Annotated in this window: 27 protein-coding genes; 2 read left to right on the top strand and 25 right to left on the bottom strand. The window is 64.1% G+C overall.

The features are described 5' to 3' along the window. Positions 1 to 107 precede the first annotated feature (107 nt). From V1280_RS20860 to motA, 25 genes are all read right to left on the bottom strand, one after another. Complete coding sequence (locus V1280_RS20860; RefSeq protein WP_334528151.1) at positions 108 to 692, bottom strand: lytic transglycosylase domain-containing protein; 585 nt, start codon at positions 690 to 692, stop codon at positions 108 to 110. After that, positions 643 to 1,998 (bottom strand): flagellar hook-length control protein FliK, encoded by a 1,356-nt coding sequence (fliK, locus tag V1280_RS20865; protein WP_334528153.1) that lies wholly within the window; start codon positions 1,996 to 1,998, stop codon positions 643 to 645. The genes V1280_RS20860 and fliK overlap by 50 nt, the downstream gene beginning before the upstream one ends. Continuing rightward, positions 1,995 to 3,179 (bottom strand): chemotaxis protein, encoded by a 1,185-nt coding sequence (locus tag V1280_RS20870; protein WP_334528155.1) that lies wholly within the window; start codon positions 3,177 to 3,179, stop codon positions 1,995 to 1,997. Before V1280_RS20870 ends, fliK begins: the two co-directional genes overlap by 4 nt. Further along, positions 3,176 to 4,495, bottom strand: a complete 1,320-nt coding sequence (locus V1280_RS20875; protein ID WP_334528157.1) for a MotB family protein — start codon at positions 4,493 to 4,495, stop codon at positions 3,176 to 3,178. Before V1280_RS20875 ends, V1280_RS20870 begins: the two co-directional genes overlap by 4 nt. Before the next feature lie 7 nt (positions 4,496 to 4,502). Continuing rightward, the gene (locus V1280_RS20880) at positions 4,503 to 5,204 is read right to left on the bottom strand and encodes a hypothetical protein (RefSeq protein WP_334528160.1); all 702 of its coding nucleotides are present in this window, start codon (positions 5,202 to 5,204) and stop codon (positions 4,503 to 4,505) included. Beyond that, the gene (gene fliF, locus V1280_RS20885) at positions 5,201 to 6,826 is read right to left on the bottom strand and encodes a flagellar basal-body MS-ring/collar protein FliF (protein WP_334528163.1); all 1,626 of its coding nucleotides are present in this window, start codon (positions 6,824 to 6,826) and stop codon (positions 5,201 to 5,203) included. The genes V1280_RS20880 and fliF overlap by 4 nt, the downstream gene beginning before the upstream one ends. 305 nt (positions 6,827 to 7,131) lie before the next feature. Then, positions 7,132 to 8,040, bottom strand: coding sequence for a flagellin N-terminal helical domain-containing protein (locus V1280_RS20890; protein WP_334528166.1), 909 nt, complete (start codon positions 8,038 to 8,040; stop codon positions 7,132 to 7,134). Positions 8,041 to 8,316: 276 nt separating this feature from the next. Further along, positions 8,317 to 9,225, bottom strand: a complete 909-nt coding sequence (locus V1280_RS20895) for a flagellin N-terminal helical domain-containing protein (protein ID WP_334528169.1) — start codon at positions 9,223 to 9,225, stop codon at positions 8,317 to 8,319. A 272-nt stretch (positions 9,226 to 9,497) separates the two neighbouring features. After that, positions 9,498 to 10,403 carry a flagellin N-terminal helical domain-containing protein gene (locus V1280_RS20900; RefSeq protein WP_334528172.1) on the bottom strand — a complete coding sequence of 302 codons (906 nt, stop codon included), beginning with the start codon at positions 10,401 to 10,403 and terminating at the stop codon, positions 9,498 to 9,500. A 242-nt stretch (positions 10,404 to 10,645) separates the two neighbouring features. After that, positions 10,646 to 11,386, bottom strand: coding sequence for a flagellar type III secretion system pore protein FliP (fliP, locus tag V1280_RS20905; RefSeq protein WP_334528175.1), 741 nt, complete (start codon positions 11,384 to 11,386; stop codon positions 10,646 to 10,648). After that, positions 11,383 to 11,826: a flagellar basal body-associated FliL family protein gene (locus V1280_RS20910; RefSeq protein WP_148772957.1), complete on the bottom strand. Its 444-nt coding sequence runs from the start codon at positions 11,824 to 11,826 to the stop codon at positions 11,383 to 11,385. The genes fliP and V1280_RS20910 overlap by 4 nt, the downstream gene beginning before the upstream one ends. 30 nt (positions 11,827 to 11,856) lie before the next feature. Next, on the bottom strand, positions 11,857 to 12,552 hold the full coding sequence (flgH, locus tag V1280_RS20915; protein ID WP_334528180.1) for a flagellar basal body L-ring protein FlgH: 696 nt from the start codon (positions 12,550 to 12,552) through the stop codon (positions 11,857 to 11,859). Continuing rightward, on the bottom strand, positions 12,553 to 13,320 hold the full coding sequence (locus tag V1280_RS20920) for a MotE family protein (protein ID WP_334528182.1): 768 nt from the start codon (positions 13,318 to 13,320) through the stop codon (positions 12,553 to 12,555). A gap of 67 nt (positions 13,321 to 13,387) precedes the next feature. Next, a complete protein-coding gene (gene flgI, locus V1280_RS20925) occupies positions 13,388 to 14,518 on the bottom strand; it encodes a flagellar basal body P-ring protein FlgI (protein WP_334528185.1) in 1,131 nt (376 codons plus the stop codon). Continuing rightward, the gene (gene flgA / locus V1280_RS20930) at positions 14,515 to 14,991 is read right to left on the bottom strand and encodes a flagellar basal body P-ring formation chaperone FlgA (protein WP_334528188.1); all 477 of its coding nucleotides are present in this window, start codon (positions 14,989 to 14,991) and stop codon (positions 14,515 to 14,517) included. The genes flgI and flgA overlap by 4 nt, the downstream gene beginning before the upstream one ends. Positions 14,992 to 15,004: 13 nt before the next feature. Next, complete coding sequence (gene flgG / locus V1280_RS20935) at positions 15,005 to 15,796, bottom strand: flagellar basal-body rod protein FlgG (RefSeq protein WP_254133688.1); 792 nt, start codon at positions 15,794 to 15,796, stop codon at positions 15,005 to 15,007. Between the two features lie 17 nt (positions 15,797 to 15,813). After that, complete coding sequence (locus tag V1280_RS20940; protein WP_334528195.1) at positions 15,814 to 16,146, bottom strand: flagellar hook-basal body complex protein FliE; 333 nt, start codon at positions 16,144 to 16,146, stop codon at positions 15,814 to 15,816. Positions 16,147 to 16,148: 2 nt separating this feature from the next. Next, complete coding sequence (gene flgC / locus V1280_RS20945; RefSeq protein ID WP_148772964.1) at positions 16,149 to 16,565, bottom strand: flagellar basal body rod protein FlgC; 417 nt, start codon at positions 16,563 to 16,565, stop codon at positions 16,149 to 16,151. 11 nt (positions 16,566 to 16,576) lie between these two features. Beyond that, a complete protein-coding gene (gene flgB, locus V1280_RS20950; RefSeq protein WP_035973106.1) occupies positions 16,577 to 16,978 on the bottom strand; it encodes a flagellar basal body rod protein FlgB in 402 nt (133 codons plus the stop codon). Positions 16,979 to 17,042: 64 nt separating this feature from the next. Next, complete coding sequence (flhB, locus tag V1280_RS20955; RefSeq protein WP_334528201.1) at positions 17,043 to 18,128, bottom strand: flagellar biosynthesis protein FlhB; 1,086 nt, start codon at positions 18,126 to 18,128, stop codon at positions 17,043 to 17,045. A gap of 13 nt (positions 18,129 to 18,141) precedes the next feature. Next, positions 18,142 to 19,182: a flagellar motor switch protein FliG gene (locus V1280_RS20960; RefSeq protein ID WP_148772966.1), complete on the bottom strand. Its 1,041-nt coding sequence runs from the start codon at positions 19,180 to 19,182 to the stop codon at positions 18,142 to 18,144. Between the two features lie 2 nt (positions 19,183 to 19,184). Beyond that, positions 19,185 to 19,559 carry a flagellar motor switch protein FliN gene (gene fliN / locus V1280_RS20965; RefSeq protein ID WP_027535981.1) on the bottom strand — a complete coding sequence of 125 codons (375 nt, stop codon included), beginning with the start codon at positions 19,557 to 19,559 and terminating at the stop codon, positions 19,185 to 19,187. Between the two features lie 74 nt (positions 19,560 to 19,633). After that, positions 19,634 to 19,948, bottom strand: coding sequence for a hypothetical protein (locus V1280_RS20970; RefSeq protein WP_148772967.1), 315 nt, complete (start codon positions 19,946 to 19,948; stop codon positions 19,634 to 19,636). Continuing rightward, positions 19,929 to 20,870: a flagellar motor switch protein FliM gene (locus V1280_RS20975; RefSeq protein ID WP_334528211.1), complete on the bottom strand. Its 942-nt coding sequence runs from the start codon at positions 20,868 to 20,870 to the stop codon at positions 19,929 to 19,931. Before V1280_RS20975 ends, V1280_RS20970 begins: the two co-directional genes overlap by 20 nt. Beyond that, positions 20,867 to 21,763: a flagellar motor stator protein MotA gene (gene motA, locus V1280_RS20980; RefSeq protein WP_187436891.1), complete on the bottom strand. Its 897-nt coding sequence runs from the start codon at positions 21,761 to 21,763 to the stop codon at positions 20,867 to 20,869. Before motA ends, V1280_RS20975 begins: the two co-directional genes overlap by 4 nt. Before the next feature lie 142 nt (positions 21,764 to 21,905). On the opposite strand from motA, the gene V1280_RS20985 reads away from it, so the two are divergent. Together V1280_RS20985 and flgF are read left to right on the top strand one after the other, a co-directional pair. After that, positions 21,906 to 22,697 carry a DUF1217 domain-containing protein gene (locus V1280_RS20985; protein WP_334528216.1) on the top strand — a complete coding sequence of 264 codons (792 nt, stop codon included), beginning with the start codon at positions 21,906 to 21,908 and terminating at the stop codon, positions 22,695 to 22,697. A 3-nt stretch (positions 22,698 to 22,700) separates the two neighbouring features. Next, positions 22,701 to 23,429, top strand: coding sequence for a flagellar basal-body rod protein FlgF (flgF, locus tag V1280_RS20990; RefSeq protein ID WP_334528218.1), 729 nt, complete (start codon positions 22,701 to 22,703; stop codon positions 23,427 to 23,429). Positions 23,430 to 23,452 lie beyond the last annotated feature (23 nt).

The following is a 23,452-nucleotide window of genomic DNA, read 5'->3' on the forward strand; positions in this document are numbered from 1 at the left end:
TCCTTTGACAGATTGTCGTTACAATGGGGGGTCTTGCTTGCGCGGGGCTGATGGTCAGTGACGATGCACAACTTCATGCGACGCATCGTCAATTTCACGTCGTTGAGTCATGTTGTCTTGGGTTGGCAGAATGAGCGCGCCTTGTCGGTCCACGCGCCGAATCCGCTGGAGACGAGATGCGCGACGATGTGGCAGACGTAGCGTTTCTGCGCCGGTTGATTGTTGGGGCCGGCATTGTAGCGGGCGACCGCCATGGTCCAGCTTCCCTCGCGTTGCTTCAGCTCCTTGAGGAAGCGCGCGGCGTAGTCGACGTTCTTGGCCGGATCGAACATCGCGCGCACCGATGTGAACTTGTCGCCGTGAAAGTAATGGTTGATCTGCATGCAGCCGAGATCGATCAGCTTGATGCCCTTGGCTCGCATCGCTTCGAAATTCGCCATCGCATCATTCATGTCCCTGGCGAACACGGTCTGCCCTTCCGCACCGAGCGCGTAGGGATAGAGCGCGCCGCGCCGACCCGTCTCGGTGAGGCCGACGGCATAGAGAATGCCGAGCGGAATTCCGTACTGCTGTGAGGCGCGCGCCATCTCGCGCTCGCAGGGGCGCGCAGTGTCGGTCGCCGCCGCCTCGGCGGCGCCGGTGCTACAGATAAACAGGGCCGCGACGAGTATGCGGCGCCACGTCCTGGTCATGGCGTGCCTCCTGGTTGGGCTGCTGATCCTGCCGGGCTTGCCTGGCTCCGCCGTCCGACTGACCGGACGAGGTGCCCGCGCCGCCGAACGCGCCTTGCGACTGGGATGATTGCTGTTGCTGGCTCGCGAGTTGCGACTGTGACTGGCCGGATCCGGCCTGGAACCCATCGAGCGAGCCGTGCTGTACGGGCGCGACGTCGGCCACGTAGCCCGCCGACTGCATCAGGTCACGGATCTGGTCGCGCTGCTGATCCAGCATCGTGCTGGTGTCCTTGCGTTGCGCGGCAAGCTGAACCGACACCTCGGTGCCGACGAGACGAAGGCGCACGGTGACATTGCCGAGGTCCGGCGGCTCGAGATTGACGGTGAGGATCTTGACCGGCTGATCCGGCGCATTGCTCTGGGCGCCCACGAGATCGGCACCGGTGGATGCGGCCGGCGCGGCCGAGCTCTTCAGATCTGACACCACCGCGTTCGCGACCTGCTGGCTCGCGCTGAACTGCGCAACGGGAGGCAGATGCGTCTCCTGCTGAACCACCGTGACCTTGGTCGTTTCCGGCAAGGCGTCGCGGCTCGCGGACTTTACGGCGCGCTCGACACTCGCCGTGACGGCTTCGAACCCGGATGTGGCGCCCGGCATCGCTTTCGGTTGAACGTCGCTGTCCTCCGGCAACGCCTGCAGCGTCGCAGCGGCCGGCTGCGCGCGCGGCCCGGAAGCATCGGCCGTGGAACGCGCGGCAGTCGACGGCGCGACGGTCGATGACGCTGCGGAGGACCGCGCGACATCTGCCGTCGCCACCTTCGCGTCGGTCACGCTCTGAACTTCGCGCTTCGCAGTCGAGGTTCGTTCGTCGCGGGTCGAGGTGTCCTTCGTGTCGCTCGACGGTTGCGACGTCTGCATCGTCACGGCCTGGGCTGCGGCAAGTTCCTGCCCCACGATCGTCGGAACGCTCAATCTGGTCGGGACGTCCGCCTTCGCCGTTTGATCGACCGGGTCTTTCCTGGTCGACGATTTGGGCTCCTCGGTGCGCTCGTGCACCGGCTCGTCCTTCGACGTGTCGGGCTCGGTCAGCTGGGCCAGGCGCGGGCGTACCGAAGCAGCTTTTGTGGTGGTATCGCCGCCCTGATCGTTCAGCGCCCGCTTGGCCATGTTCGAGACCGTGTGAAGCAGATCGTGAAACGATGAATCGTCCGCCGTTTTTGCACCCGTCGTCGCCGTGCCCTTCGCCGAGCGGGACACCCCGCGCGTAAGAGTTTCGGCGAGGCCTGCGAAAAGCTGTCCGGAAGTTCCGCTAAGCTTGGTCATGGACGGCGATCCTTGGTGAGAAGCTCCAGTTCGCCGAGCTGCGTCTGGGCGCGCGCGAGCATTGCGTTCGACGACGCCAGATCGATCCGCGCCGGCGTGAGCGGCGGCTTGTCCGCCGACATGACAGCGGTCGGACCTGCAATCGGCTTACGGACGTCGAGCGCGAGCTGGAGGGTTGCATTGAGAAGAAGCACGTCGCGCTCCGCTAGCTTCGTCCGGTCGAGCGCCTTCAGCTCGGCAAAGCCGCCGTCGTATTCGTCAGTGAGCGCGCGGGATGCGCCGCGGTAGAAATGGGCGCGCTCGCGATCGGGCGTGGCATCGGCGCTAAGCGTCAGCGCCCGCTCGCCTGCGAGCCGGGTCACGGTGAGTTTGCCGCGAACCAGCGCGCCGCGCGCGATCACCAGATAGAGCTTGAGGCGGCTGGCGCGGTCGACCTGCTCCAGCAGCGCCGCGACCCGTGCAAAGCGGCGATCATCCAGCGCGAGACCAGATTGCGTCAGGCCTGTGGAGAAGCGCTGCCAGAAATCACCGGCGTAGACCGAGTTGCGGTAGTGGCGGATATAGGCCAGCGTCAGGAACTCGAACTTGTCGAAATCCTCCGCCTGCCCGACCAGCAGGATCTCGCGCCGCAACGCCGCCTCTTCGACCAGCGTGCCGGGCAGCAGAAGGCGCGCGTCATCGAGACGCTCGATCGCGAGCGAGGCCTCGGAACGTGCGAACAGCGCGCCCTGGACCAGCGCCACCTGCCCGCCCATACCGGACGGGATCGTGCGCGGCTTGACGTCCTTGAGCAGGTCCCTCGCCTCATCCTGACGGCCTTCGACGTAAGCGAGCGCGCCGTCGAACAGCCGCGAATCCACATTGATCTTGTCGCGCGGCAGCTTGCGGACGATCTGCGGGGCGCCGCCGCTGAGCAGATAGATCACGACCGCCTGGCCGTTCTGCGGATTGCTCCACACGCTCGCGTCGGCGGCGAGAAATTTTTCACCAATCTGCCGGATCAGCGCTATGTGGCTGGCATGCGCCGCGGTGTCGCCATTGGCGATGCCGTCCTGCACCGCCTGCAGCGCGCGGACGAGCTCAAACGGCTCCCTGGACGGCGCTGTCGGTTCGGCAGATGCGCGCGTCGCCACAAGCGACAACACCATCAGCATCACGGCGCGGAGCAGCGGCCTGGTCAAGGGCGCTTCTCCCGGATCAGGATTTCGATACGACGGTTTTGCGCGGCGGCTGGATCGTTCTGAAGCTTTGGGCGGCGATCGGCATAGCCTTCGACATGCTCGATCCGCTGCGCATCGACGCCGGAGCGAACCAGCATGTAGTAGGCCATCTGCGCGCGCGCCGTGGACAGCCGCCAATTGTCGTAATTATCGGACTTGTAGGGCCGGTTGTCGGTATGACCGCGGACGATGATCATGCCGCGGCGCTTGGCGATCAGCGGGCCGATCTTGTCGATAACGCGAACGAGCTCGGGCCGCGGCTCGGCCGAGCCGACCGCGAACATGCCGAAGGTCGCATCGTCGGTTAGGCTGACCAACAAGCCCTCCTCCACCTGCCGGACCTCGGCCACCGGCCCGGCGCCGGCCTTGATATCCGAGAGGGCATCGGCAATCGCAGACTGAAGCTGCTTGACCGTCGGCTGCTGGGTCTGGGCCGCGTCACGTGGCTCGGATTCCTTCGGAGCGTCGGTAGGACGTGCCTGCGGCCCGGCGTTGGCCTGAAGGTTAGCCTGCGCATTCGGCTGAACGCTGCCGTCGCGCGCAGACGATGATGGCGCCGGTCCCGGCGGCAACAATGGCGACTGGCTCGTGGACGACGCCTGCGCGTCGGGTGCCACGCTGCCGCCGGCATCATCGGTCCTGCCGCGACGCGGCTCGCCCTGATTTGTGCCGGCCGGATTGTCGCGCGCGGAAGCATTCGGCTTCGGCTCGCCGTCCATAATCCTGTCGGCTTCCTTCGAAGCCTCGGGCGCGAGCTTCCAATAGCCGGGATCGAACGGGTCGCGATAGGCGTCGCCGCCCTTGAGGCCATCCTCTTCGGCCGACGTCAGCGCACCGGCGCGCCGCTGGCCCGAGGCCTGGTTCGAGCTCGCCGCGATTTCGGCGAGCGTTGCGTAGGGATCGCGGAACAGGACCTTCTCTTCGTAGAAGGGCGGCTTCTCGGCCGTCGGCGAGTCGCCGCGGCGCTCCTCGTTCGGCCCGGACGGCTGGCGCTTGCCATCCTGTCCCTCGAACGTCGTCGGCTCTTTCTTGGTGAGGTCCTTCAGTCCCTTCGGCGCGGGCGCGTTCTCCGCGAGCTTGATCGGGTTGAAGTAGCTCGCGACCACCTGTTTCTGGTCCTGGTTGAGCGCGTTGAGCAGCCACATCACCAGGAAGAACGCCATCATCGCGGTCATGAAGTCCGCATAGGCGATCTTCCAAACGCCACCGTGCGGCTTCTCGTCTTCGAAAGCGCTCCGCCGACGGATAATGACGAGCTCGTGCTTGACCTCTTCCATGGTGAAACTACCGGCGCGCCTCTTTCAGCCGATCCATCCAGGTCGAGATCTGCGTCTCGATCGTGGTCTGATCGGCGAGGACGCGAACCTCGACGGTGTCGGCGGACTGGTATTCGACGCCAGAGCGGCCGGCCAGATTGAGTTGCGTCCGGACGAGGTCGATGAGCTCGCTGGGGCCGGTGACGCGGAACGCCGGCACCGGGGAATTCGAGGTCAGCGCCGAGATCTGCTCGACCAGGGATCCGATCGCCTTGTCGCGGACCGCATCGGCGAGGAACGGCAGCAATATCCGCGCGACCGAGCTTGCAATGTTGCTCTCGATCTCGCGGCAGGCAGAGTCGAATCCGTTGACGATCGCGACCGCCTGCTGGTCGGACCATTTGGCCCGCTCCTCACCGAGCCGGATCGCGCTGCGGACGCGCTCTTCGGCGAGCTTGGATTCGCCTTCCGCAAGGCCTGCGGTATGGCCGCGGCGATAGGCGTCTTCGAGCAGATTGACCGGCGCGGCTTCCGGCGCGGACGCCGGAGGCGGCTGAAGTTGCGGCTGGGCCTGCGCCTGGCGTTGCGCTTGAGGCTGCGATTGAGGCTCGCGCCGGATTTCCTTTCTCGTCAGGACGTCCTGGATCTTGGGCGGCGGAGGCGGCGGCGGCGACTTGGCCCGGCCGTTCGCGTCGAATTGGGTCAGGAGCTTTCCGATTGCCGCGTTCATGCCGCCTCCTCGCGTCGCATCCAGTCTTTAAGGATTGCTGCCGCCTGCATCTGATCGAGGCGGACGATCTGCTCCAGCCGCTTCTGCGGCGTACGCTGCATCTTGCCTTCGAGGTCCTCGACGAGGTTGAGCTCGGGATCCTGGCTATCGGCCAATGCAAGGGCCGTAGCAGCCTCGAGCTCGGCCGCCTCGGCAGCCTCGGTCTGCTCCTGCGCGGCGCGATGGGCCAGGATGCCGTTGACCGCGGGCCGAAGCCCGAACCAGACCAGCATCGAAGCGACGGCCAGGATCGTCACCGCATTGATGACGCTGCCGAGCTGCTTGTTCATCATCTCGACGAAGCTGATCGGCGGTACCGGCGCGAGCTCGCGCGAGCCCTCCACGAAGTCGACCGCAGTCACCTGGATCTGGTCGCCGCGCGCCTTGTCCAATCCGCCGGCGGTCGCTGCGAGCTGGCTGATTTCGGCGAGCTTGCTGTCGACGATGACCTGATTGGTCTTGTCGCCGAGGTCGGCGACGAGCCGCGCGCGATTGACCAGGACGGCGATGAAGAGTTTCTTGACCAAGTAACCGTCGCTGACCGTCGTCGTGGTCTTGGACGAGACCTCGAAATTGGTAACGTCCTCGCGGCGCGTCTTGTCCTCGCTGGAGTTCTTGGTGCCGCCGGCGTTGACCTGCTGATCCGGAAGGTTCTGCTGGACCGTCGTCGGCGTCGATCGGTCGGCGTTCGACGACTTTTCGTTTTCGCGGACGTTGCGGACCGAACGCTCGGCGCGGGTCTCGGGATCGTAGACCGTCTCGTTGACCTGGCGCTTGTCGGTGGAGAGCTGCGGCGCGACGCTGACCTCGAAATTGTCCAGGCCGAGATAGGGCGTCAGCGCCTTGCGGATGTTTTCCTGCACCATCCCGCCGACCGTCTTCTGGAGGCTCGCCATCTTGGTCGGCGCGGCGCTGGCCTCGTCCTCTTCGGCCAGCAGCATCGAGCCGTCGGCGTCGAGCACGGTGACCTTGTCGCGCGTCATGCCGGGAATGGCGGCCGCGACGAGGTGGCGGATCGATTGCGCCGTGCGCGCCTCGATCGCGCCGTCGGTGCGCAGCACGACCGATGCGGACGGCGGCTGCTGCGTCGCGCGGAACGAGCCGCGCACCGGCATCACGATGTGCACCCGCGCCGCCTTGACGCCCTTCATCAGCTGAACGGTGCGCGCAATCTCACCCTCGAGCGCACGAAGCTTCGTGACCTCCTGCATGAAGGAGGTCAGTCCGAGCGATCCGATCTTGTCGAACAGCTCGTAGCCGGCATTGGCGCTGGTCGGCAGCCCCTTCTCAGCCAGCAGCATTCGCGCCTGCGCGGTCTGACTCGGCCGCACCGAGACGGCATCGCCGGCTGCGCTGATATCGAAAGTAATGTTCTGCTCGCGCAGGGCGGCGCCGATACGCGTCACGTCTTCGCGGGACAGGCCGGTATAGAGGGATTCGAATTCCGGCCGGCTCAGGTAATAAGCACCACCGACCACGGTGACGAGGACGGCGAAGCCGATCAATCCCAAGGCCATCAGACGTCGCGGCCCAAGTTCCAGCAGATTGTTGAGCAGCTGCTGTAGCTGCGCGCGACTAAGCATATGACCTCGTACCAATGCGAACGTAGAGGACACTCTGCTGTCAACCTTGTCTGAAGGTTGCGCGCAAACGCGAATGCGCCGCTTCGCAGGCGAGGCGTTGCAATTTTACAAGAACCTTGGGCGACGCAGGCAGGTCGATGGCAACGTGCGGGCGATCGAACGCGTTGCCGCGCGATCGGCCGCAGCCTCTTGCATCAGGTCTGGCGTCGGGAGGACGATTGCGGGCACATCATGTGCCATCACTTCCGCCGGTCACGGCGGGGACCGTGCTCCCGAGGGAGCACGGTCGTCTTGGAAGCTAGTGCTTACTTGAACAGCGAGAGGATGCTCTGGCTGTTCTGGTTGGCGATCGAGAGCGCCTGAACGCCGAGCTGCTGCTGGGTCTGGAGTGCCTGAAGGCGGGTGGATTCCGCGTTCATGTCGGCGTCGACGAGCTGACCGACACCACGCGTCACCGAGTCCATCAAGGTCTTGACGAAGTCCGTGTTGGTCGCGATGCGGTTCTTGACGGCGCCGAGGTCGGCGGCGGCCGACGCCACCGAGTTGAGCGCAGCAGTCACCTTCGTGATGTAGGTGCTGAGCGTGGCCTGGTCGGTCGCCGCGTCGGTCAGCGAGGTGATGTCGATCGTGTTGACCGACGCACCGCCGCTCACCGTGTCCAGGATGCCGGTGGTGGACGTGCTGTAGAGCGAGTAGTTGGAGATCGTCAGGGTGATCGAGCCGATGGTCGGCGTGCCACCAACGCGGGAGAACGACGACACCAGGTCGAAGGTCGCCGGCGTTGCCGTCGTCACGCTCAGCCAGTTCACGCCGTTGAAGGTGGCCGCATCGGCGGTGCCCTTCATCTGCTGCTGGATCTGGGTGATGTCGGCCTGGATCTTGGTGCGGTCGATACCGGCGGTCTTGGCTTCGACCAGGAGCGCCTGGAGCTTGGTCAGGCCGCCGGTGCTGTCACCGACAACCGCGGTGAGAGCGGTATATTCGGTGTCGACGGTCGCTGCCGACAGACCGAGCGAGTCGGAGACGGCAGAGAGCGCGGCGTTGTCGGCGCGCATCGAGGTCGCGATCGACCAGTAGGCGGCGTTGTCCGAAGCCGTGGCCACGCGCTGACCGGTCGAGATCCGGTTTTCGGTGGTCTGGAGGCTGGAGCTGACGTTGCGGAGGGTCTGCAGCGCGGTCATTGCTGCGGAGTTGGTGAGCAGGCTAGAACTCATTTTTGACGTCCCCTTGAAAACGATTTGAAATTTTTGGGACATACCGGGCTTGCACCGGTACGAGAGGGCGGCATCATGCCTTTGAGCTGCGAAAAAGCGCGCTCAACCTGTCGTAATGGCGGCGATAGCACGCGAAGTTTGCGCGAGGCTTGTGGCTCTGTGACCGGACCGCAATTCGGGGCACGAAATCGCGCCTCTGATACCCGAACAACGCACGCCAAAATGAAAAGGGCCGCGCTTCTCACGAAGCGCGGCCCCCTTAGATGGTTTTCAGGCTTAGCGGAACAGCGAGAGGATGCTCTGGCTGTTCTGGTTGGCGATCGAGAGCGCCTGAACGCCGAGCTGCTGCTGGGTCTGGAGTGCCTGAAGGCGGGTGGATTCCGCGTTCATGTCGGCGTCGACGAGCTGACCGACACCACGATTCACCGAGTCCATCAAGGTCTTGACGAAGTCCGTGTTGGTCGCGATGCGGTTCTTGACGGCGCCGAGGTCGGCGGCGGCCGAAGCCACCGAGTTGATCGCAGCAGTCACCTGCGTGATGTAGGTGCTGAGCGTGGCCTGGTCGGTCGCCGCGTCGGTCAGCGAGGTGATGTTGATCGTGTCGACCGACGCGCCGCCGCTCACCGTGTCCAGGATGCCGGTGGTGGACGTGCTGTAGAGCGAGTAGTTGGAAATCGTCAGGGTGATCGAGCCGATGGTCGGCGTGCCACCAACGCGGGAGAACGACGACACCAGGTCGAAGGTCGCCGGCGTTGCCGTCGTCACGCTCAGCCAGTTCACGCCGTTGAAGGTGGCCGCATCGGCGGTGCCCTTCATCTGCTGCTGGATCTGGGTGATGTCGGCCTGGATCTTGGTGCGGTCGATACCGGCGGTCTTGGCTTCGACCAGGAGCGCCTGGAGCTTGGTCAGGCCGCCGGTGCTGTCACCGACAACCGCGGTGAGAGCGGTATATTCGGTGTCGACGGTCGCTGCCGACAGACCGAGCGAGTCGGAGACGGCGGAGAGCGCGGCGTTGTCGGCGCGCATTGAGGTCGCGATCGACCAGTAGGCGGCGTTGTCCGAAGCCGTGGCCACGCGCTGACCGGTCGAGATCCGGTTTTCGGTGGTCTGGAGGCTGGAGCTGACGTTGCGGAGGGTCTGCAGCGCGGTCATTGCTGCGGAGTTGGTGAGAAGGCTAGAACCCATTTTGATGTCCCTTTGAAGATTGAGTTGATTTGGGGACATACCGGACTTGCACCGGTACGACAGGGCGGCGTCATGCCTTTGGGCTGCGGAAAAGCGGTTAGGCCCAACCCGTCGTAGCGGTGACCGTAGCGCGTGAAGCTTGTGCGGGGCTTGTGGCCCTGTGTCCTGGCCGCAACAGCGCAGCCGAAATTGCGGCGTGCGCGCGACGTCACGTCAAACGAAAGGGCCGCGCTTCACGAGAAGCGCGGCCCTCCCTCAGATGGTTTTCAGGCTTAGCGGAACAGCGAGAGGATGCTCTGGCTGCTGCTGTTGGCGATCGAGAGCGCCTGAACGCCGAGCTGCTGCTGGACCTGGAGAGCCGACAGACGGGTGGACTCCTGGTTCATGTCGGCGTCGACGAGCTGACCGATACCGCGCGTCACCGAGTCCATCAACGACTTCACGAAGTCCGTGTTGGTCGAGATACGGTTCTTGACGGCACCGAGGTTCGCGGCGGCCGAAGCCACCGAGTTGATCGCAGAGGTCACCTGCGCGATGTAGGTATCGAGCGTGGCCTGGTCGGTCGCCGCGTCAGTCAGCGTGGAGATGTCGATCGTGTTGACCGACACGCCGCTGCTCACCGTGTCCAGGATGCCGTTGGTGGACGAGCTGTAGAGCGCATAGTTGGCAGTGGTCAGCTGGATGGAGCCGGTGGTCGGCGTGCTGCCGACGCGGGAGTACGACGACACCAGGTCGACCGTCGCCGGCGTGGCCGTCGTCGTGCTCAGCCAGTTCACGCCGTTGAAGGTCGCCGCATCGGCGGTGCTCTTCATCTGCTGCTGGATCTGGGTGACGTCCGCCTGGATCTTGGTGCGGTCAATACCCGCCGTCTTGGCTTCGACCAGCAGCGACTGCAGCTTGGTCAGGCCGCCGGTGCTGTCGCCGACGACCGAGGTCAGAGCGGTATATTCGGTGTCGACGGTCGCGGCCGACAGACCGAGCGAGTCGGAGACGGCGGAGAGCGCGGCGTTGTCGGCGCGCATCGAGGTCGCGATCGACCAGTAGGCAGCGTTGTCCGAAGCGGTCGAGACACGCTGGCCGGTGGAGATGCGGGTCTGCGTGGTGGCGAGTTGGGAGCTCACAGACCGCAGGGTCTGGAGGGCGGTCATAGCGGTCGAGTTCGTAAGCAGGCTTGACATTGCGAATGTCCCTTTGATGTACGCGTTACATTTTCACGAGGGGACATACCGGGCTTTCACCGGTACGGAGGGGCGGCATCATGCCTTTGGACTGATGTGGGTGGGGTCCAACCCGCCGTGCCGCATTGCTAGCACGTCGAATCTTGCTTCCGAATTAAGACGGGATTGAATTCTTCAGCAAAATCATATGGTTAATGTTACTCTTCGCTAACCTTAACGAACCGTTAGGTCGAGGGCCGCTGTTACGAGAACGACCGCACCAGTCCGGAGGCCAGCAGGTTCCAGCCGTCGATCAGCACGAAGAACAGCACCTTGAACGGCAGCGCGAGGATCGACGGCGGCATCATCATCATGCCCATCGACATGGTCAGCGTCGCCACGATCATGTCGATGACGAGGAATGGCAGGATGATGAGGAAGCCGATCTCGAACGAACGCCGGAGCTCGGAGATCATGAACGCCGGGATGATCACGCGCATGTCGATGCGCTTGTCGTCGAACTTCCTGCGGAAGCTTTCCGCGGCGAGCGACTCGAACGTCTGCAGGTCCTTGTCGCGGACATGGGCCAGCATGAATTCGCGGAACGGATCGCTGATCTTCAGATAAGCCTCTTCCTCCGAGATCTCGTTCTTCATCAGCGGCTGCACGCCGGTTTCCCAGGCGCGATCGAAGGTCGGCGCCATGACGTAGAAGGTCATGAACATGGCGAGGCTGATCAGCACGAGATTCGGAGGCGTCGTCTGAAGCCCGAGGCCGGCGCGCAGGAACGAGAGCGCGACGGCGAAGCGCGTGAAGCTCGTCACCATGATGAGCAGCCCCGGTGCGACGGACAGCACCGTCAGCAGCGCCATGAGCTGGATGATGCGGCCGCTGGTCGAGCCGTTGCCCGGCGGCAGCAGTGAATTGAGGTCCGGGACCTGGGCGAACGCTACCTCGGGCAGCACGACCAGCAGCAACGCAAGCAGCAAGACTCTCAATTTCACTGGATCACCAACGTCTCAATGATCAATTCGCGGACTTTGCCGGACGAGCGGATGCTGGCGCGTTCGGACAGGTCGTCGCGCAGATGCTGGAGCCCGCGCGTGCCTTCGAACTGCGTGACCGAGGCGGACCGCAGATAAGTGACGATGTCCTCGCTGATATGAGCGGCCAGGATGCCGGCATCCTCGTCGCTCATGCTGTCGGTCACCATGGAGGCTTCGACCCGGGCCCAATTGTTGGCCGGCGCCGCGAGATTGGTCACGATCGGCGACAGCTTCCTGAGCCGCGCGCTGCCGGCGTAGCTCGACGCGATCGGCGGCGGGGTGGCGCCCTTCTTTGCGTCGGCGACGCGTTCGGCTGCGGCGAACAGGTGCAAGCCCGCCAGCGCGCCCGCGCCGATCGCGACCAGGGTCAGCACGAGGATGGCTGCAATCAGGCGCATGACACCCCCTGCTTCCACGACGCGCGAGTCTCAGAATGGTGCGACGGCGTCATAGATCCGGTGCCCCCATCCAGGTTGCTGCACGTCAGACAGATTTCCGCGACCGCCATAGGCCACGCGCGCCTCGGCGATCTTCTCGTAGGAGATCGTGTTGGTTCGCGAAATATCGCGTGGACGCACGATACCGCCGACATTGAGCACGCGCATCTCCGTGTTGATACCGAACTCCTGCGAACCGCTGATCATCATATTTCCGTTCGGCAACACGTCGGTGACGACGGCCGCAATGGAAAGCTTGATGTCCTCGGAGCGGTCGATCTGGCCGTTGCCCTTGATCTGGGTATTGGTGTTGAGGTTGGCGTTGGTCTGGCCCTTGTCCTGCCATCCAGCGACGTCCATCAGCCAGTTCAGCCCGAACTGAATCTGCGAATCGCGCGAGCGGCCGGTCTTGTTGTCGAGCTTGGCCTTGTCCTGCATCGAGATGATCACCGTCACGACGTCGCCAATGCGCCGGGCGCGGGGATCGCGGTAGAGATCGGTGCCGTCATCCCAGGTCGAGCGATAGCTGACGGGCGTGCGGATGCGGGGCGTCACCGGGATCGGTTCGGCCGGCGCCCTCAGACCGCTGCCGACGGGCGACAGTTTCGGGCCAGTCAGGAGTTCTGCCGGATCATGGGAGCATCCGGCGAGAAGCACGAGCGACAGGATGAGGATCAGCGTCTTCATTTACTTGGTCTTCCCGTCATCCACGCGACGCATTCCACCGAGCAGGTCGGCGAGATGTGCTGCGCGCCCGGTCTCCATCTCGTTGAAAATTGCGCTCGAGCTCCTCGGGCTGAGCTTTGCGAGCACCGCGGCGGCCGTCTCGTCCGCCATGCCGGCGATCTGGGTGGCGGCAGCGTCCGGCTTCATGCGCGAATAGATCTCGACGACGCTCGCTTCCGCTTTCTTCAGGAAGTCGTCGCGCAGCGCCATCCACTTCTCGTATTCGGCGCGCTTGGCTTCGACTTCGGCGATCCGCTCCCGCAGCAGGCTCTCGGCCTTCTCCAGCTCTTTCAGCTGCCAGGCGAGCCTGGCGTCGACGGCGGGATCGGCCACGTTGCTGCAGAACAGCGCAACTTCGTTGTCCCCAGGCGCGGCAGCTTGAGCCGGCACCGGCTTCGGCGGCGCCGTGACGCTGCCGGACTTCGCCGGACGGCTCGGCACGGGCGCGGGGGCCGGCGCCGGCGGAGGAGCCTCCGTCGGAACCGCCCCCGTGATCGCGGGACCCGAATCTTCGGCCGCCCAGGCCGTTGCCCGTGAGCTATCACCCGGGACCGGCGTCGCTGGCGCATGCGGCTTCTGTGGCCCGGGCGCGCGAGCGCGTGCGAAGGAGAGCAGATTGAGCGGCTTCGACGACTTCGGCTCGTCCAGCGCCAGCGCGGGCGACGCGCCCGCGAGCGCCAACATCGCGGCCAGGAGAAGAAGTTGCGCTATGTAATCCAGCTTCAGCATCGGGTCGCGTGCGATTCTCGGTCGAGACCAGAGCATTGAGCGACCAAGCTTGCACGACGCTTATGCATCATTGCACGATGACTTCAGCCTGCAGCGCGCCGGCCGTCTTGATCGCCTGGAGGATCGCGATGATGCCGGACGGCTTCAGTCCGATCTGATTCAGGCCGCGTACGAGGCGCTGGAGGTCGACACCGCTCAGGATCGCCACCTGCGATCCGGCCTCGTTGGCCTCGACGATGGTCTGGGGCACCACGACCGTCTGGCCTTGCGAGAACGGCGCAGGCTGCGACACCACGGGCATCTCGGTGACACGGACCGTCAAATTGCCATGGGTGACGGCGACGGTGGAGATTCGCACGTCGCGTCCGATCACCACCGTGCCGGTGCGTTCGTTGATCACCACCCGCGCCGGCGTATCGGGTTCGACGGTGAGTTCGCCGATCTCGGCCAGAAAGCGAACCGGGCCGACATAGCGCGGCTTGGACAACACGATGGTCCGGTAATCGCGCTCGAACGCGATCTGGGCGCGATAGCGGCCGCCGGCATAGCGATTGACGGCGTCGAGGATTCGCGTCGCGGTGACGAAGTCGGGGTTCTTCAGCTCCAGCACCAGGTATTCCATCTCGTGAAGGCTACCCTGCACCTCCCGCTCGACCAGCGCGCCGTTCGGAATACGGCCCGCCGTCGGCGTGCCCTGGCTGACGTTCTGGGCCTGGCCTCCGACGCTGTAACCGGCGACCATGACCGCACCTTGCGCCACCGCGTAAACCGCACCGTCGGCCGCGCGCAGCGACGTCATCACCAGCGTGCCGCCGAGCAGCGACGTCGCATCTCCCAGCGACGACACCGTCACGTCCATCCGTTCGCCTGGGCCGATCGACGGCATCAGATCCGCGGTCACCATCACGGCGGCGACGTTGCGCGTGCGCAGCGTCGTCGGCCGCGCCGAGTTGTTCGTGCTGGTCGTCTCGTTCCGGACATTGATGCCCATGTTTTCGAGCATCGACTGCAGCGACTGTTCCGTGAACGGCGCGTTGCGCAGGGTGTCGCCAGTGCCGTTGAGGCCGATCACGAGGCCGTAGCCCACGATCTGGTTTTCGCGCAGCCCCTTGATGTCCGCGATGTCCTTGATGCGGACGGCGGCCTGGGCGCTGGCGGCGGAAAGGATGAGGAGAAGCGCGATCAGGACTCTGGTCATGACCCGTCCGCAACCTTGACGGTGCCATCCGGCTGAACGATGGCCCTGATCATCACGCCCGTGTCGGTGTTCCGCACGGTAATGAGCGAGCCCGGCGCACCGGATTGCATGGCCGCGCCGTAGGTCACGATCGACAGACCGGAGTCTTCGACCACGACCTTGACCATGGCGCCACGGGCGATGGTCCAGGGATCCTCGACCGAATTGGTGGGAATCGGCTGGCCCGGCAGCAACGCCCGCCGCGCCATGCGACCGACGAGGACCTGACGCCCTTCGATGAACATGGCGACACCGAGCACGTTCGGCGCAAAGGTGCGCTCGGTGATCATGTCGTCCCTGATCAGCTCTCCGGCGCGGATCGCTACAGCCGGCACCGGAAGCCGCTTCTCGTCTGCGGCGGCGAGCCGCGCGGAGACGAGAACCAGCAGCGCGGCGGCCAACCCGCGCGCGATCAGGCCCATCCTGTTCAACATGGACACACCGGAACTAGCGACTGAGATTCTTCGATACCGTCTGCGCCATCTCATCCGACGCCTGGATGACCTTGGCATTCATCTCGTAAGCGCGCTGTGCCGAGATCAACTCGGTGATCTCCTTGACGGGATCCACATTCGAGGCCTCGAGATATTGCTGGTTGATCTTGCCGTAGCCGGCATCGCCGGGGAGACCAACGACCGGCGCGCCTGATGCCGTGGTCTCGCGATAGAGATTGCTGCCTAGCGGTTCGAGGCCCGCTTCGTTGGCGAAATTGGCAAGGTTGAGCTGGCCGATCTGCCGCGGATTGACTTCCGTGTCCAGCTTGGCGAACACTTGGCCGGTCTGGTTGACAGTGACCTGCACCGTTCCTTGCGGCACCGTGATGTTGGGATCCAGCAGGTATCCGTCCATCGTTACCAATTGGCCGGTGGCGTTGGTGTTGAACGAGCCCGCGCGGGTGTACTGCACCTCGTTGTTCGGGCCGAGCACCTGAAACCAGCCGCGACCGTTGATCGCGAGGTCATAAGGATTGCCGGTCTGCGTCAGCGCTCCCTGGATGTGCAGCTTGCGGATCGCGGCCGACTTGACGCCGAGGCCGAGATTGGCGCCTTCGGGGATCGGCGAGGCGCCGTTGACGTTCGCAACACCCTGCATGCGGTCCATCTGGTAGAACAGATCGGTGAATTCCGCACGTGCACGCTTGAACGACGTCGTGTTGATGTTGGCGATGTTGTTTGCGATGACTTCGATATTGGTCTGCTGGGCATTCATGCCCGTGGCCGCGATGGCAAGCGATTTCACAGAATCATTCCTTCAGATCAAATCGACATACGAACGACTTCTTGGTAGGCCTGCACGACCTTGTCGCGGACGGCGACCGCGGTCTGCAAGGCCTGCTCGGCCGACATCAGCGCTTCGACGACTTTCCGCGTCGATTCCTTGCCCTGCATCGCCGAGATCGACGCGCTCTCGCTGGCCTTCAGCGTACCGATCGCGTCCGTGGTCACCTGCTTCATCACCGAATCGAAGCCAACGTCGTCGCCGGCCTGAACCGGGGACGTCGCGCTGGGCGCAATGGCCTGCGTTTCGGTGATGCGGGACGCCGCCGCCTGCCCCGCGGTGATCGCAGTGGATGAAATCGCTTCTAGCATTTTCAGCTCCTCAAAAGATCGATGGTCATGCCGAGCATCGATCTCACTTGCTTCACCACCTGGAGATTGGCTTCATAGGACCGGTTAACTTCCCGCATGTCCGCCATCTCAATCATCATGTTGACGTTGGGCATCTTGACGTAGCCGGCCTTGTCGGCCGCGGGATGTCCCGGATCGTACTCGACGCGATAGGGCGTGGTGTCGACCCCGATCTCCTTGACCTTCGCCAGCTGCGAGCCCGAAGCGCGATCCATCGCGGCATCGAAAGTGATGGTCTTGCGCTGATACGGATCCGCGCCGGCGGTGCGCCCGGTCGAGCTCGCATTCGCGAGGTTTTCCGAGACGACGCGCATGCGGGTCGACTGCGCTTCGAGCCCGGAGCTCGCGACCGTCAATGAAGCCGATAGAGCGTCAAGCATGTCGGTTCACCTCAGGTCTTCGCGCTGGTCAGGATCATGCGATTGAACGAACGCACGATCGCCGAGTTCATCGAATAGTCGCGATTGACGTCGCTGCCCTTGATCATTTCCTGCTCGAGGCTGACCGAGTTGCCGGAGTGGACGACATCCCAGCTATCCTTCTTCGCGGTTGCCCGTGTATCGGTTTCGGCCGGAGAAAGCTGCATATGCGTGGGCGATGTCGTCGCAAGCCTGACCGGCATTCCGTCGAGCACCTTGTTGAACGGCTCGACGTCGCGCGCCTTGAAACCCGGCGTGTTGGCGTTCGCGACGTTGGTGGCGATGGTCGACTGACGAAGCTCGAGCCAGCGTGCCTGCGACGATGCGAGTTCGAAGAGATAAAGCGGTCCCACGACAGCCCCATTATGATTCATTGGAGAGAACCCTAGGGCGTTAAGCTTTCGTCAAGCTGTTGGGCGAATCACCATCCTCGTAAATCTACTGAACCTTCTCGGGCCGCGGCGTTTGCTTCGACTGGAGGAAGTAGATGATCTCGGCAACCGGGCGGAAGAATTCGGCAGGGATGACCTGATCAACCTGCACCGCCTCGTAAAGTGCGCGCGCGAGAGCCTTGTTCTCGATCACCGGGATCTTGTTCTGCTCGGCGGCCTCGCGGATCTTCAGCGCGATCACGTCCATGCCTTTGGCCACCACGAGCGGCGCCGGGTTTTCGTCGCGGTTGTAGCGCAATGCGATCGCAAAGTGCGTCGGGTTCGCGATCACCAGTGTCGCGCGCGGCACGGAGGCGATCATGCGTTGGCGCGAGCGGTCGCGCGCGAGCGAGCGCAGACGCGCCTTGATCAGCGGATCGCCCTCGGACTGCTTGTGCTCGTCCTTGATCTCCTGCTTGGTCATGCGCAGCTCACGCCGCCAGCGGAAGCGCGCCCAGGCGAGATCGATCGCGACCAGAACGATCGTCGCAATGCAGATCGCCGACACGATCCGCATCGCGATGGTGAGGATCATCTCCGGCAACGCGACAGGATCGGTGTACATCGCCTCGAACGCCCTTGCCTCCGACGATCGCAGCACGAAGCAGACGACGACGCTCACCGAGGCGAGCTTGAACATCGACTTGGCGAACTCGACGAGGCCCTGCGCTCCGAAAATGCGGCTCCAGCCGCTGGTCGGCGAGATTCGGGAGAAGTCGGGCAGGACGCGCTGCAGCACCAGCCGCGGCGCGTTTTGCAGCAGCGACGCGGCAAGCCCGAACACCGCAATGATTACGACCAGCGGCACCAGGAATCGCAGTGCCTCGAGACCCACCACGGTGAGAAGATTCAGTGCGTCCGCCGAGGTGCTGAGCGGGAAGCCGTCGGGTTCGTCGATAAAGCTCTTCAAGGTCGGTGTCAGTCGCTGCACGCCTTGACCGATCAGGAACGCCTGGATCACCATCAGCGCCGCCATGGTCGCGAACATGGATGCCTCCCGAGAGACCGGAATATTGCCCTGCTCGAGCGCATCGCGGACTTTCTTCTCGGTCGGCTCTTCTGTTCTGCTCTCCTGATCGGATGACTCTGCCATGCCTGCTCAGCGGTCAGCGGAAGACCAGCTCATCCTCCTGGTCGGGATTGAGCTCGATTTCGCCCTTCTCGGCGAGGTCGAGGGCGAGGTCGGTGATGACGCGGCGCGCCTCCAGCACGTCGCGCTGGTTCGACGGCTCGCCGATCGCGAGTTCGTGCTCGACGACGCGGCGGACGCGCGAGGCGACCGCGGACAGGATCAGCTCGCGGAAGTGCTTGTCGGTGCCCTTCAGCGCGACGACGATACGATCGGTCGGCACCTGGTCGAAGATCATGGTGCGCGCCTTCGGTGCCAGGTTGATGACGTCGTCGAAGGTGAACAGCAGCTCCTTCAACACTTCGGCGGATTTCGGCCGCTTCTCGGACAGGCTCTTGAGCATGTCCTCGATGTGGCCGCGCTCCATCTTATTGATGATGTCGGCGACGCGGGCGTAGGTGTCGGCGCCGAGGTTGCGGGCGAAATTGAGCGTCAGATCTTCGTGCAGCGTCTTCTCGAGGACCTTCAGCGCGTCGTCGACGATCGGCTTGAGGCTAAGCACGCGCCGCATCAGTTCGTTGCGGAGGCTCGACGGCAATTGGCTCATCACCTTGGCGGCGCAGGACGGCTTGACCTTGGACAGGATCAGCGCCGCGGTCTGCGGATGCTCCTTGGAGAGGTAGGTCGCCAGTGAGTTTTCCGAGACCGACGAGACGCGGTCCCACACCGACCGGCTCGAATTGCCGAGCAGGTCCGACATGATCGCTGAGACCTGGTCGGCGGGAAGCACGTCGCCGAGCACCGCTTCGAGGCCGCCGAGGGTGCCGAGAATGTTCGCGCCCATCGAGAACTGCTGGGCGAACTCCTCGACGATCTGCTCGAGTTCCTGCGCCGTGATCGGCCGCAGCTCAGCCGCGGCCTTGGTGACGATGCGGATGTCCTGCGGCTCGAACTGCGCAAGCACGCTCGCGGCCGCCTGCCGGCCCATGGCCAGCAGGAGTGCCGCGACCTTTTCCGTTCCGCCCAGCGTGGCAACGCCTCGCTGCTTGATGGGAGCGATGCCGACCTGTGCAGCCATGGTCAGGAATCACCCTGCCCCAGAGGTCCGACGATCTCAGTCAGCGAGACACCGAAGCGCGAATTGTCCTCCTCGACGACGACCACCTCGCCGCGGGCAACGACGCGGCCGTTGACCACGACGTCGACGGGCTCGCCGACGCGGTGATCCAGCGGAACCACGGCGCCGCGGCCGAGCTTCATCAGGTTCGCCACCGGGATGGTCGCCGATCCCAGCACCACCTGCATGGTGACCGGAATGCGCAGGATGGCATCGACATTGGCGAACTTGCCGGTCTCCTCCGCGGTGCGCGCGGCGATCTCCGCGAGCCGCTCCAGCGGAGACGTCTCGGCATCATCAGATGCGGTTGCTGACTCGTAGTCGAAGGATTGCGCCATTTGGTATCGCCTCTTGGTATTTCCGCTCCCGGAGCGCCGCGACGTTCCGACTATCCGTTCAGCCGGTCCCGGCCTCAATGCTTGTTGGCCTCAGCGCCGCTCGCGGTCGCGGCGGGCTCGAGCCCGATCCGCGCATCGAGCGCCGCGATCGCGTCGTGGGCCTGGTCGATCTTCGTGCTCAGCACGTTGGCCAGCCGGCCGAGATTTGCCGTGGAATCATGCGCCGCCGTGATCACCGTATCGAAGGCGCCCGCGGTCTCGTGGACGATGGTCGAGAACTCACCCTGGTAGCTGCGCAGCCGTGCCAGTTCGCGGTGCATCCGGGTCACCCGCATGCTGGTGAAGGCCAGCGCAATCAGCAACACGGCATCAACGAGATAGGATATCATCGACGAACTCCCGCTTCTGATCGACGGGATCTGCCACCTGCATGGCGTAGTAGCCATCAAGCTGGCCGATCTGGCACCAGAACAGCACCTGGTTGTTGCTCTCGAGCCGCGCCAGCGTGCGCGGCGTGGCTTCGAGCTCGAGCACCTGTCCGACCTTGAACTTCACGACGTCGTCGAGGGTTATCATCTTCTCGTCGAGCACTGCGCTCAGCGTCACCTCGGTGCGGTGAACCTCGCTCTCCATCTGCTCGCGCCAGCGCGGATCGGCCGCGCGACCGTCGCTGACGACGACGTGAGCGAGCTTCTGCCGCAGCGGATTGAGCGCGGAGTGCGGAATGATCAGGAACATCTGGCCGCCGCGATAGAGTGCCTGCACCATGATGTTCGCGCAGATCGACATGTTGCTGCTGCGCCCGATCGCCAGCGACGCCATGGCGGTCTCGACCCGCTCGACGCGGAAGGTGACGTTGGACGTGCCGGCGAAGGCGGCTTGTAGCGCTTTGGCGAACCGCTCGAACAGCGCCTGGACCAGGCGGATCTCGATGTTCGAGAACGAACGCTCGACGTCGAGCGGCGGCTCGGCGCCGTCGGAGCCGAACATCGCCTCCACCATGGTGAAAACGAAGTCGCGGTCGAGCACGATAATGACGCGGGAGTCCCACTGTTCCGCATAGAGCACGGCGGCGACCGCGTTGCCCTCGTAGTCCTTGATGATGTCGCCGAGAGGATCGCTGGTGATGCCGTTGACCGAGAAGTAGCAGGGTGTACCCGCCATCGGCTGCAGGCTGTCCGTGCACGATGCCGCCATGCGATCGAAGATCACATTGAGCATCGGCATGCGTTCGATCGAGATGCCGGCCGCGTCCAGCAGGTAGTTCGGCAGCTGCTTCCGCTGATCGATCTCGACGTCTTCCATCGTCATGCGCGTGCAGCCTTGGGTTCAGCCTCGGTCACGACGGCCTTGGGACCTGCGATCGTCTCGTTCTCGACGACGTCGATCGACGGCCGCTCGCCGCTCGCGATCATCTTGCGGCCGTGCTCGACGGCGATCTGCGGCATGGCGCCGTTCATGAACGCCAGTAGCGTCTGCTTGACGATGATGTAGGGCCGGCACTTCTTCTCGCGCGTCATCTTGATCTTCAGCGCGAAGGGCGAAATGATGCCGTAGGACAGGAAGATGCCGGCGAAGGTGCCGACCAGCGCCGCGCCGATGAAGCCGCCGAGCAGCTTCGGCGACTGATCGAGCGCGCCCATCGCCTTGATGACGCCGAGCACGGCGGCGACGATACCGAGTGCCGGCAGCGCCTCCGACACCGTCACCAGCGCATGGTACGGCGTCAGCTTGCTCTTCACGATGGTGTGGATCTCCTCATCCATGAGCGCTTCGATCTCGTGCGTGCGCGCATTACCCATGATGATGAGGCGGACATAGTCGCAGATGAACTGGAGCAGCGCCGGGTCCCCGAGCACGCTCGGAAACGCCTTGAAAATCTCCGAGGACGAGGGATCGTCGATATGCGCCTCGACCTCGTTGCGGCCCTTGCCGCGCAGCTCGCGCATCAGGGCATGGAGCGCTCCGAGCAGATCGAGATAATAGCGCTCACCCGGCACCGCGCCGGTGATGGCCTGCATGCAGGCCACCCCGGAGTCCACGACCGTCTTCCACGGGTTGGCCACGAGGAAGGTGCCGACCGCAGTGCCGATGATGATCACGAATTCCCACGGCTGCATGAGCACGGCCAGATGCCCACCCATGGCGGCAAATCCGCCAAGCAGTGCCGCCACCGTGATGAAAATCCCCACGAAACTGAGCAACCCGCCACTCCATCGCCGATCCCATCGGGAATACCTAGTCGGCGACGCTTGCGCGAAGCTGGCTTCCGCATGGCCAGCCCCGCGCAAGCAATTCACGGCAGCTTGAGACAATGTCGCAATAGCGGCCAAAGGGGCGCGTGCCATGCTATCCACGATCGCGGATTACACCAGACTGACCACCGACATGAGCAAGTCGCTGACTCAGATCGAGCAGCAACCTGACGTCAGCCGCGATACCGCCTACTACCTGGCCAACATCGGTAACGTGAAGAGCATCGACGATTTCCTGAACAACTATAAGCTCTACTCCTATGCTATGAAGGCCTTCGGCCTCGACGACATGATCTACGCCAAGGCGTTCATGCGGAAGGTGCTGACCGAGGGCATCGCGACCTCTGACACCTTCGCCAACAAGCTGAGCGACAGCCGCTACCGGGACTTCGCCGCCGCCTTCAATTTCGCCGCCAACGGCGCCAATGCGACCCAGAGCACCGCGGCCACGACCGGCACGACCAGCCAATATGCCACCCAGACCTTGGAGCAGGATGCCGGCGACCAGAACGAGGGTCTGCGGCTCGCGCTCTACTTCACGCGCAAGGCCTCCTCGATCACGAGCCCCTACCAGATCCTCGCCGACAAGGCGCTGACCCAGGTGGTACAGACCGCAGAAGGCTGGTCGTCGATGATCTCTTCGTCCGACATCGACATGCAGGCCAAGATGATCACGGACAAGATCAATCTCACCGATTTCCAGGACCCGACCAAGGTCACCAAATTCGTGCAGCGCTTCGCCGCGATGTGGGATGCGACCCAGGCCCAGAGCGACACCTCGACCAACCCCGCACTGGTCCTGATCACCGGAGCGTCGGCGTCGTCGACCAGCATGGACACCGACTTGCTCACGACCCTTCAGAATATCAAGTTCAACAGGTAAGCCATGCAATCGGCTCTTTATGTGGGATTGTCGGCACAGGTCGCGCTCGAAAAGCGCCTCCAGACGATCGCCAACAACGTCGCCAACGTCAACACGTCCGGCTTTCGCACCGACGTGGTGAAGTTCGAGACGGTGTTGTCCAAGGCTGCCGCGAACCCGGTCGCGTTCTCCTCGCCCGGCGAGAACATCATCTCGCGCGAGTCCGGCAACATCACCGAGACCGGCAACCCGCTCGACGTCGCCGTGGTCGGTCAGGGCTGGATCGCCTTCGCCGGCCCCAACGGCACGGTCTACACCCGCGACGGCCGGCTCCAGATCGCCGCCAACGGCGACCTTCAGACGGTATCGGGCTTCCCCGTCATCGATTCCGGCGGTGCGCAGATCTCGCTCGACCCGAACGGCGGGCCGGTCTCGATCTCGCGCAGCGGCGCGATCACCCAGGACAACAACGAGATCGGCACCATCGGCCTGTTCAACATTCCAGCCGAGGCTGATCTCGACCGGTACGGCAATTCCGGCGTCACGCCCGACCGTCCCGCGACCGCCATCGCCGATTTCAGCCGGGACGGCTTCAAGCAGGGCTATGTCGAGGGCTCCAGCGCCAACCCGATGATGGAATTGACGAAGCTGATGTCGGCCTCGCGCGCTTTCGACAGCACCAATTCGCTGATCGAGGGTACCGAGAGCACGCTCAGCAACGCAATCCGGACGCTGGGCGATCCGAGTAAGTAGGCCGCGCGTCGCGCGTAATTTGG

This window comes from Bradyrhizobium sp. AZCC 2230, from assembly GCF_036924495.1.
Classification (GTDB): Bacteria; Pseudomonadota; Alphaproteobacteria; order Rhizobiales; family Xanthobacteraceae; genus Bradyrhizobium; species Bradyrhizobium rifense.

Excerpts from the sequence above, each read along its gene's own strand:
- V1280_RS20910 (WP_148772957.1), bottom strand. The coding sequence starts at position 11,826 with ATGCGCCTGATTGCAGCCATCCTCGTGCTGACCCTGGTCGCGATCGGC.
- V1280_RS20875 (WP_334528157.1), bottom strand. The coding sequence starts at position 4,495 with ATGGAAGAGGTCAAGCACGAGCTCGTCATTATCCGTCGGCGGAGCGCT.
- flgH (WP_334528180.1), bottom strand. The coding sequence starts at position 12,552 with ATGAAGACGCTGATCCTCATCCTGTCGCTCGTGCTTCTCGCCGGATGC.
- flgB (WP_035973106.1), bottom strand. The coding sequence starts at position 16,978 with ATGAATCATAATGGGGCTGTCGTGGGACCGCTTTATCTCTTCGAACTC.
- fliN (WP_027535981.1), bottom strand. The coding sequence starts at position 19,559 with ATGGCGCAATCCTTCGACTACGAGTCAGCAACCGCATCTGATGATGCC.
- flgF (WP_334528218.1), top strand. The coding sequence starts at position 22,701 with ATGCAATCGGCTCTTTATGTGGGATTGTCGGCACAGGTCGCGCTCGAA.
- V1280_RS20960 (WP_148772966.1), bottom strand. The coding sequence starts at position 19,182 with ATGGCTGCACAGGTCGGCATCGCTCCCATCAAGCAGCGAGGCGTTGCC.
- V1280_RS20975 (WP_334528211.1), bottom strand. The coding sequence starts at position 20,870 with ATGACGATGGAAGACGTCGAGATCGATCAGCGGAAGCAGCTGCCGAAC.
- V1280_RS20940 (WP_334528195.1), bottom strand. The coding sequence starts at position 16,146 with ATGCTAGAAGCGATTTCATCCACTGCGATCACCGCGGGGCAGGCGGCG.
- fliF (WP_334528163.1), bottom strand. The coding sequence starts at position 6,826 with ATGCTTAGTCGCGCGCAGCTACAGCAGCTGCTCAACAATCTGCTGGAA.
- V1280_RS20880 (WP_334528160.1), bottom strand. The coding sequence starts at position 5,204 with ATGAACGCGGCAATCGGAAAGCTCCTGACCCAATTCGACGCGAACGGC.
- V1280_RS20900 (WP_334528172.1), bottom strand. The coding sequence starts at position 10,403 with ATGTCAAGCCTGCTTACGAACTCGACCGCTATGACCGCCCTCCAGACC.
- V1280_RS20985 (WP_334528216.1), top strand. The coding sequence starts at position 21,906 with ATGCTATCCACGATCGCGGATTACACCAGACTGACCACCGACATGAGC.
- flhB (WP_334528201.1), bottom strand. The coding sequence starts at position 18,128 with ATGGCAGAGTCATCCGATCAGGAGAGCAGAACAGAAGAGCCGACCGAG.
- V1280_RS20860 (WP_334528151.1), bottom strand. The coding sequence starts at position 692 with ATGACCAGGACGTGGCGCCGCATACTCGTCGCGGCCCTGTTTATCTGT.
- V1280_RS20970 (WP_148772967.1), bottom strand. The coding sequence starts at position 19,948 with ATGATATCCTATCTCGTTGATGCCGTGTTGCTGATTGCGCTGGCCTTC.
- V1280_RS20895 (WP_334528169.1), bottom strand. The coding sequence starts at position 9,225 with ATGGGTTCTAGCCTTCTCACCAACTCCGCAGCAATGACCGCGCTGCAG.
- fliK (WP_334528153.1), bottom strand. The coding sequence starts at position 1,998 with ATGACCAAGCTTAGCGGAACTTCCGGACAGCTTTTCGCAGGCCTCGCC.
- V1280_RS20890 (WP_334528166.1), bottom strand. The coding sequence starts at position 8,040 with ATGAGTTCTAGCCTGCTCACCAACTCCGCAGCAATGACCGCGCTGCAG.
- flgI (WP_334528185.1), bottom strand. The coding sequence starts at position 14,518 with ATGACCAGAGTCCTGATCGCGCTTCTCCTCATCCTTTCCGCCGCCAGC.
- flgC (WP_148772964.1), bottom strand. The coding sequence starts at position 16,565 with ATGCTTGACGCTCTATCGGCTTCATTGACGGTCGCGAGCTCCGGGCTC.
- flgA (WP_334528188.1), bottom strand. The coding sequence starts at position 14,991 with ATGTTGAACAGGATGGGCCTGATCGCGCGCGGGTTGGCCGCCGCGCTG.
- V1280_RS20920 (WP_334528182.1), bottom strand. The coding sequence starts at position 13,320 with ATGCTGAAGCTGGATTACATAGCGCAACTTCTTCTCCTGGCCGCGATG.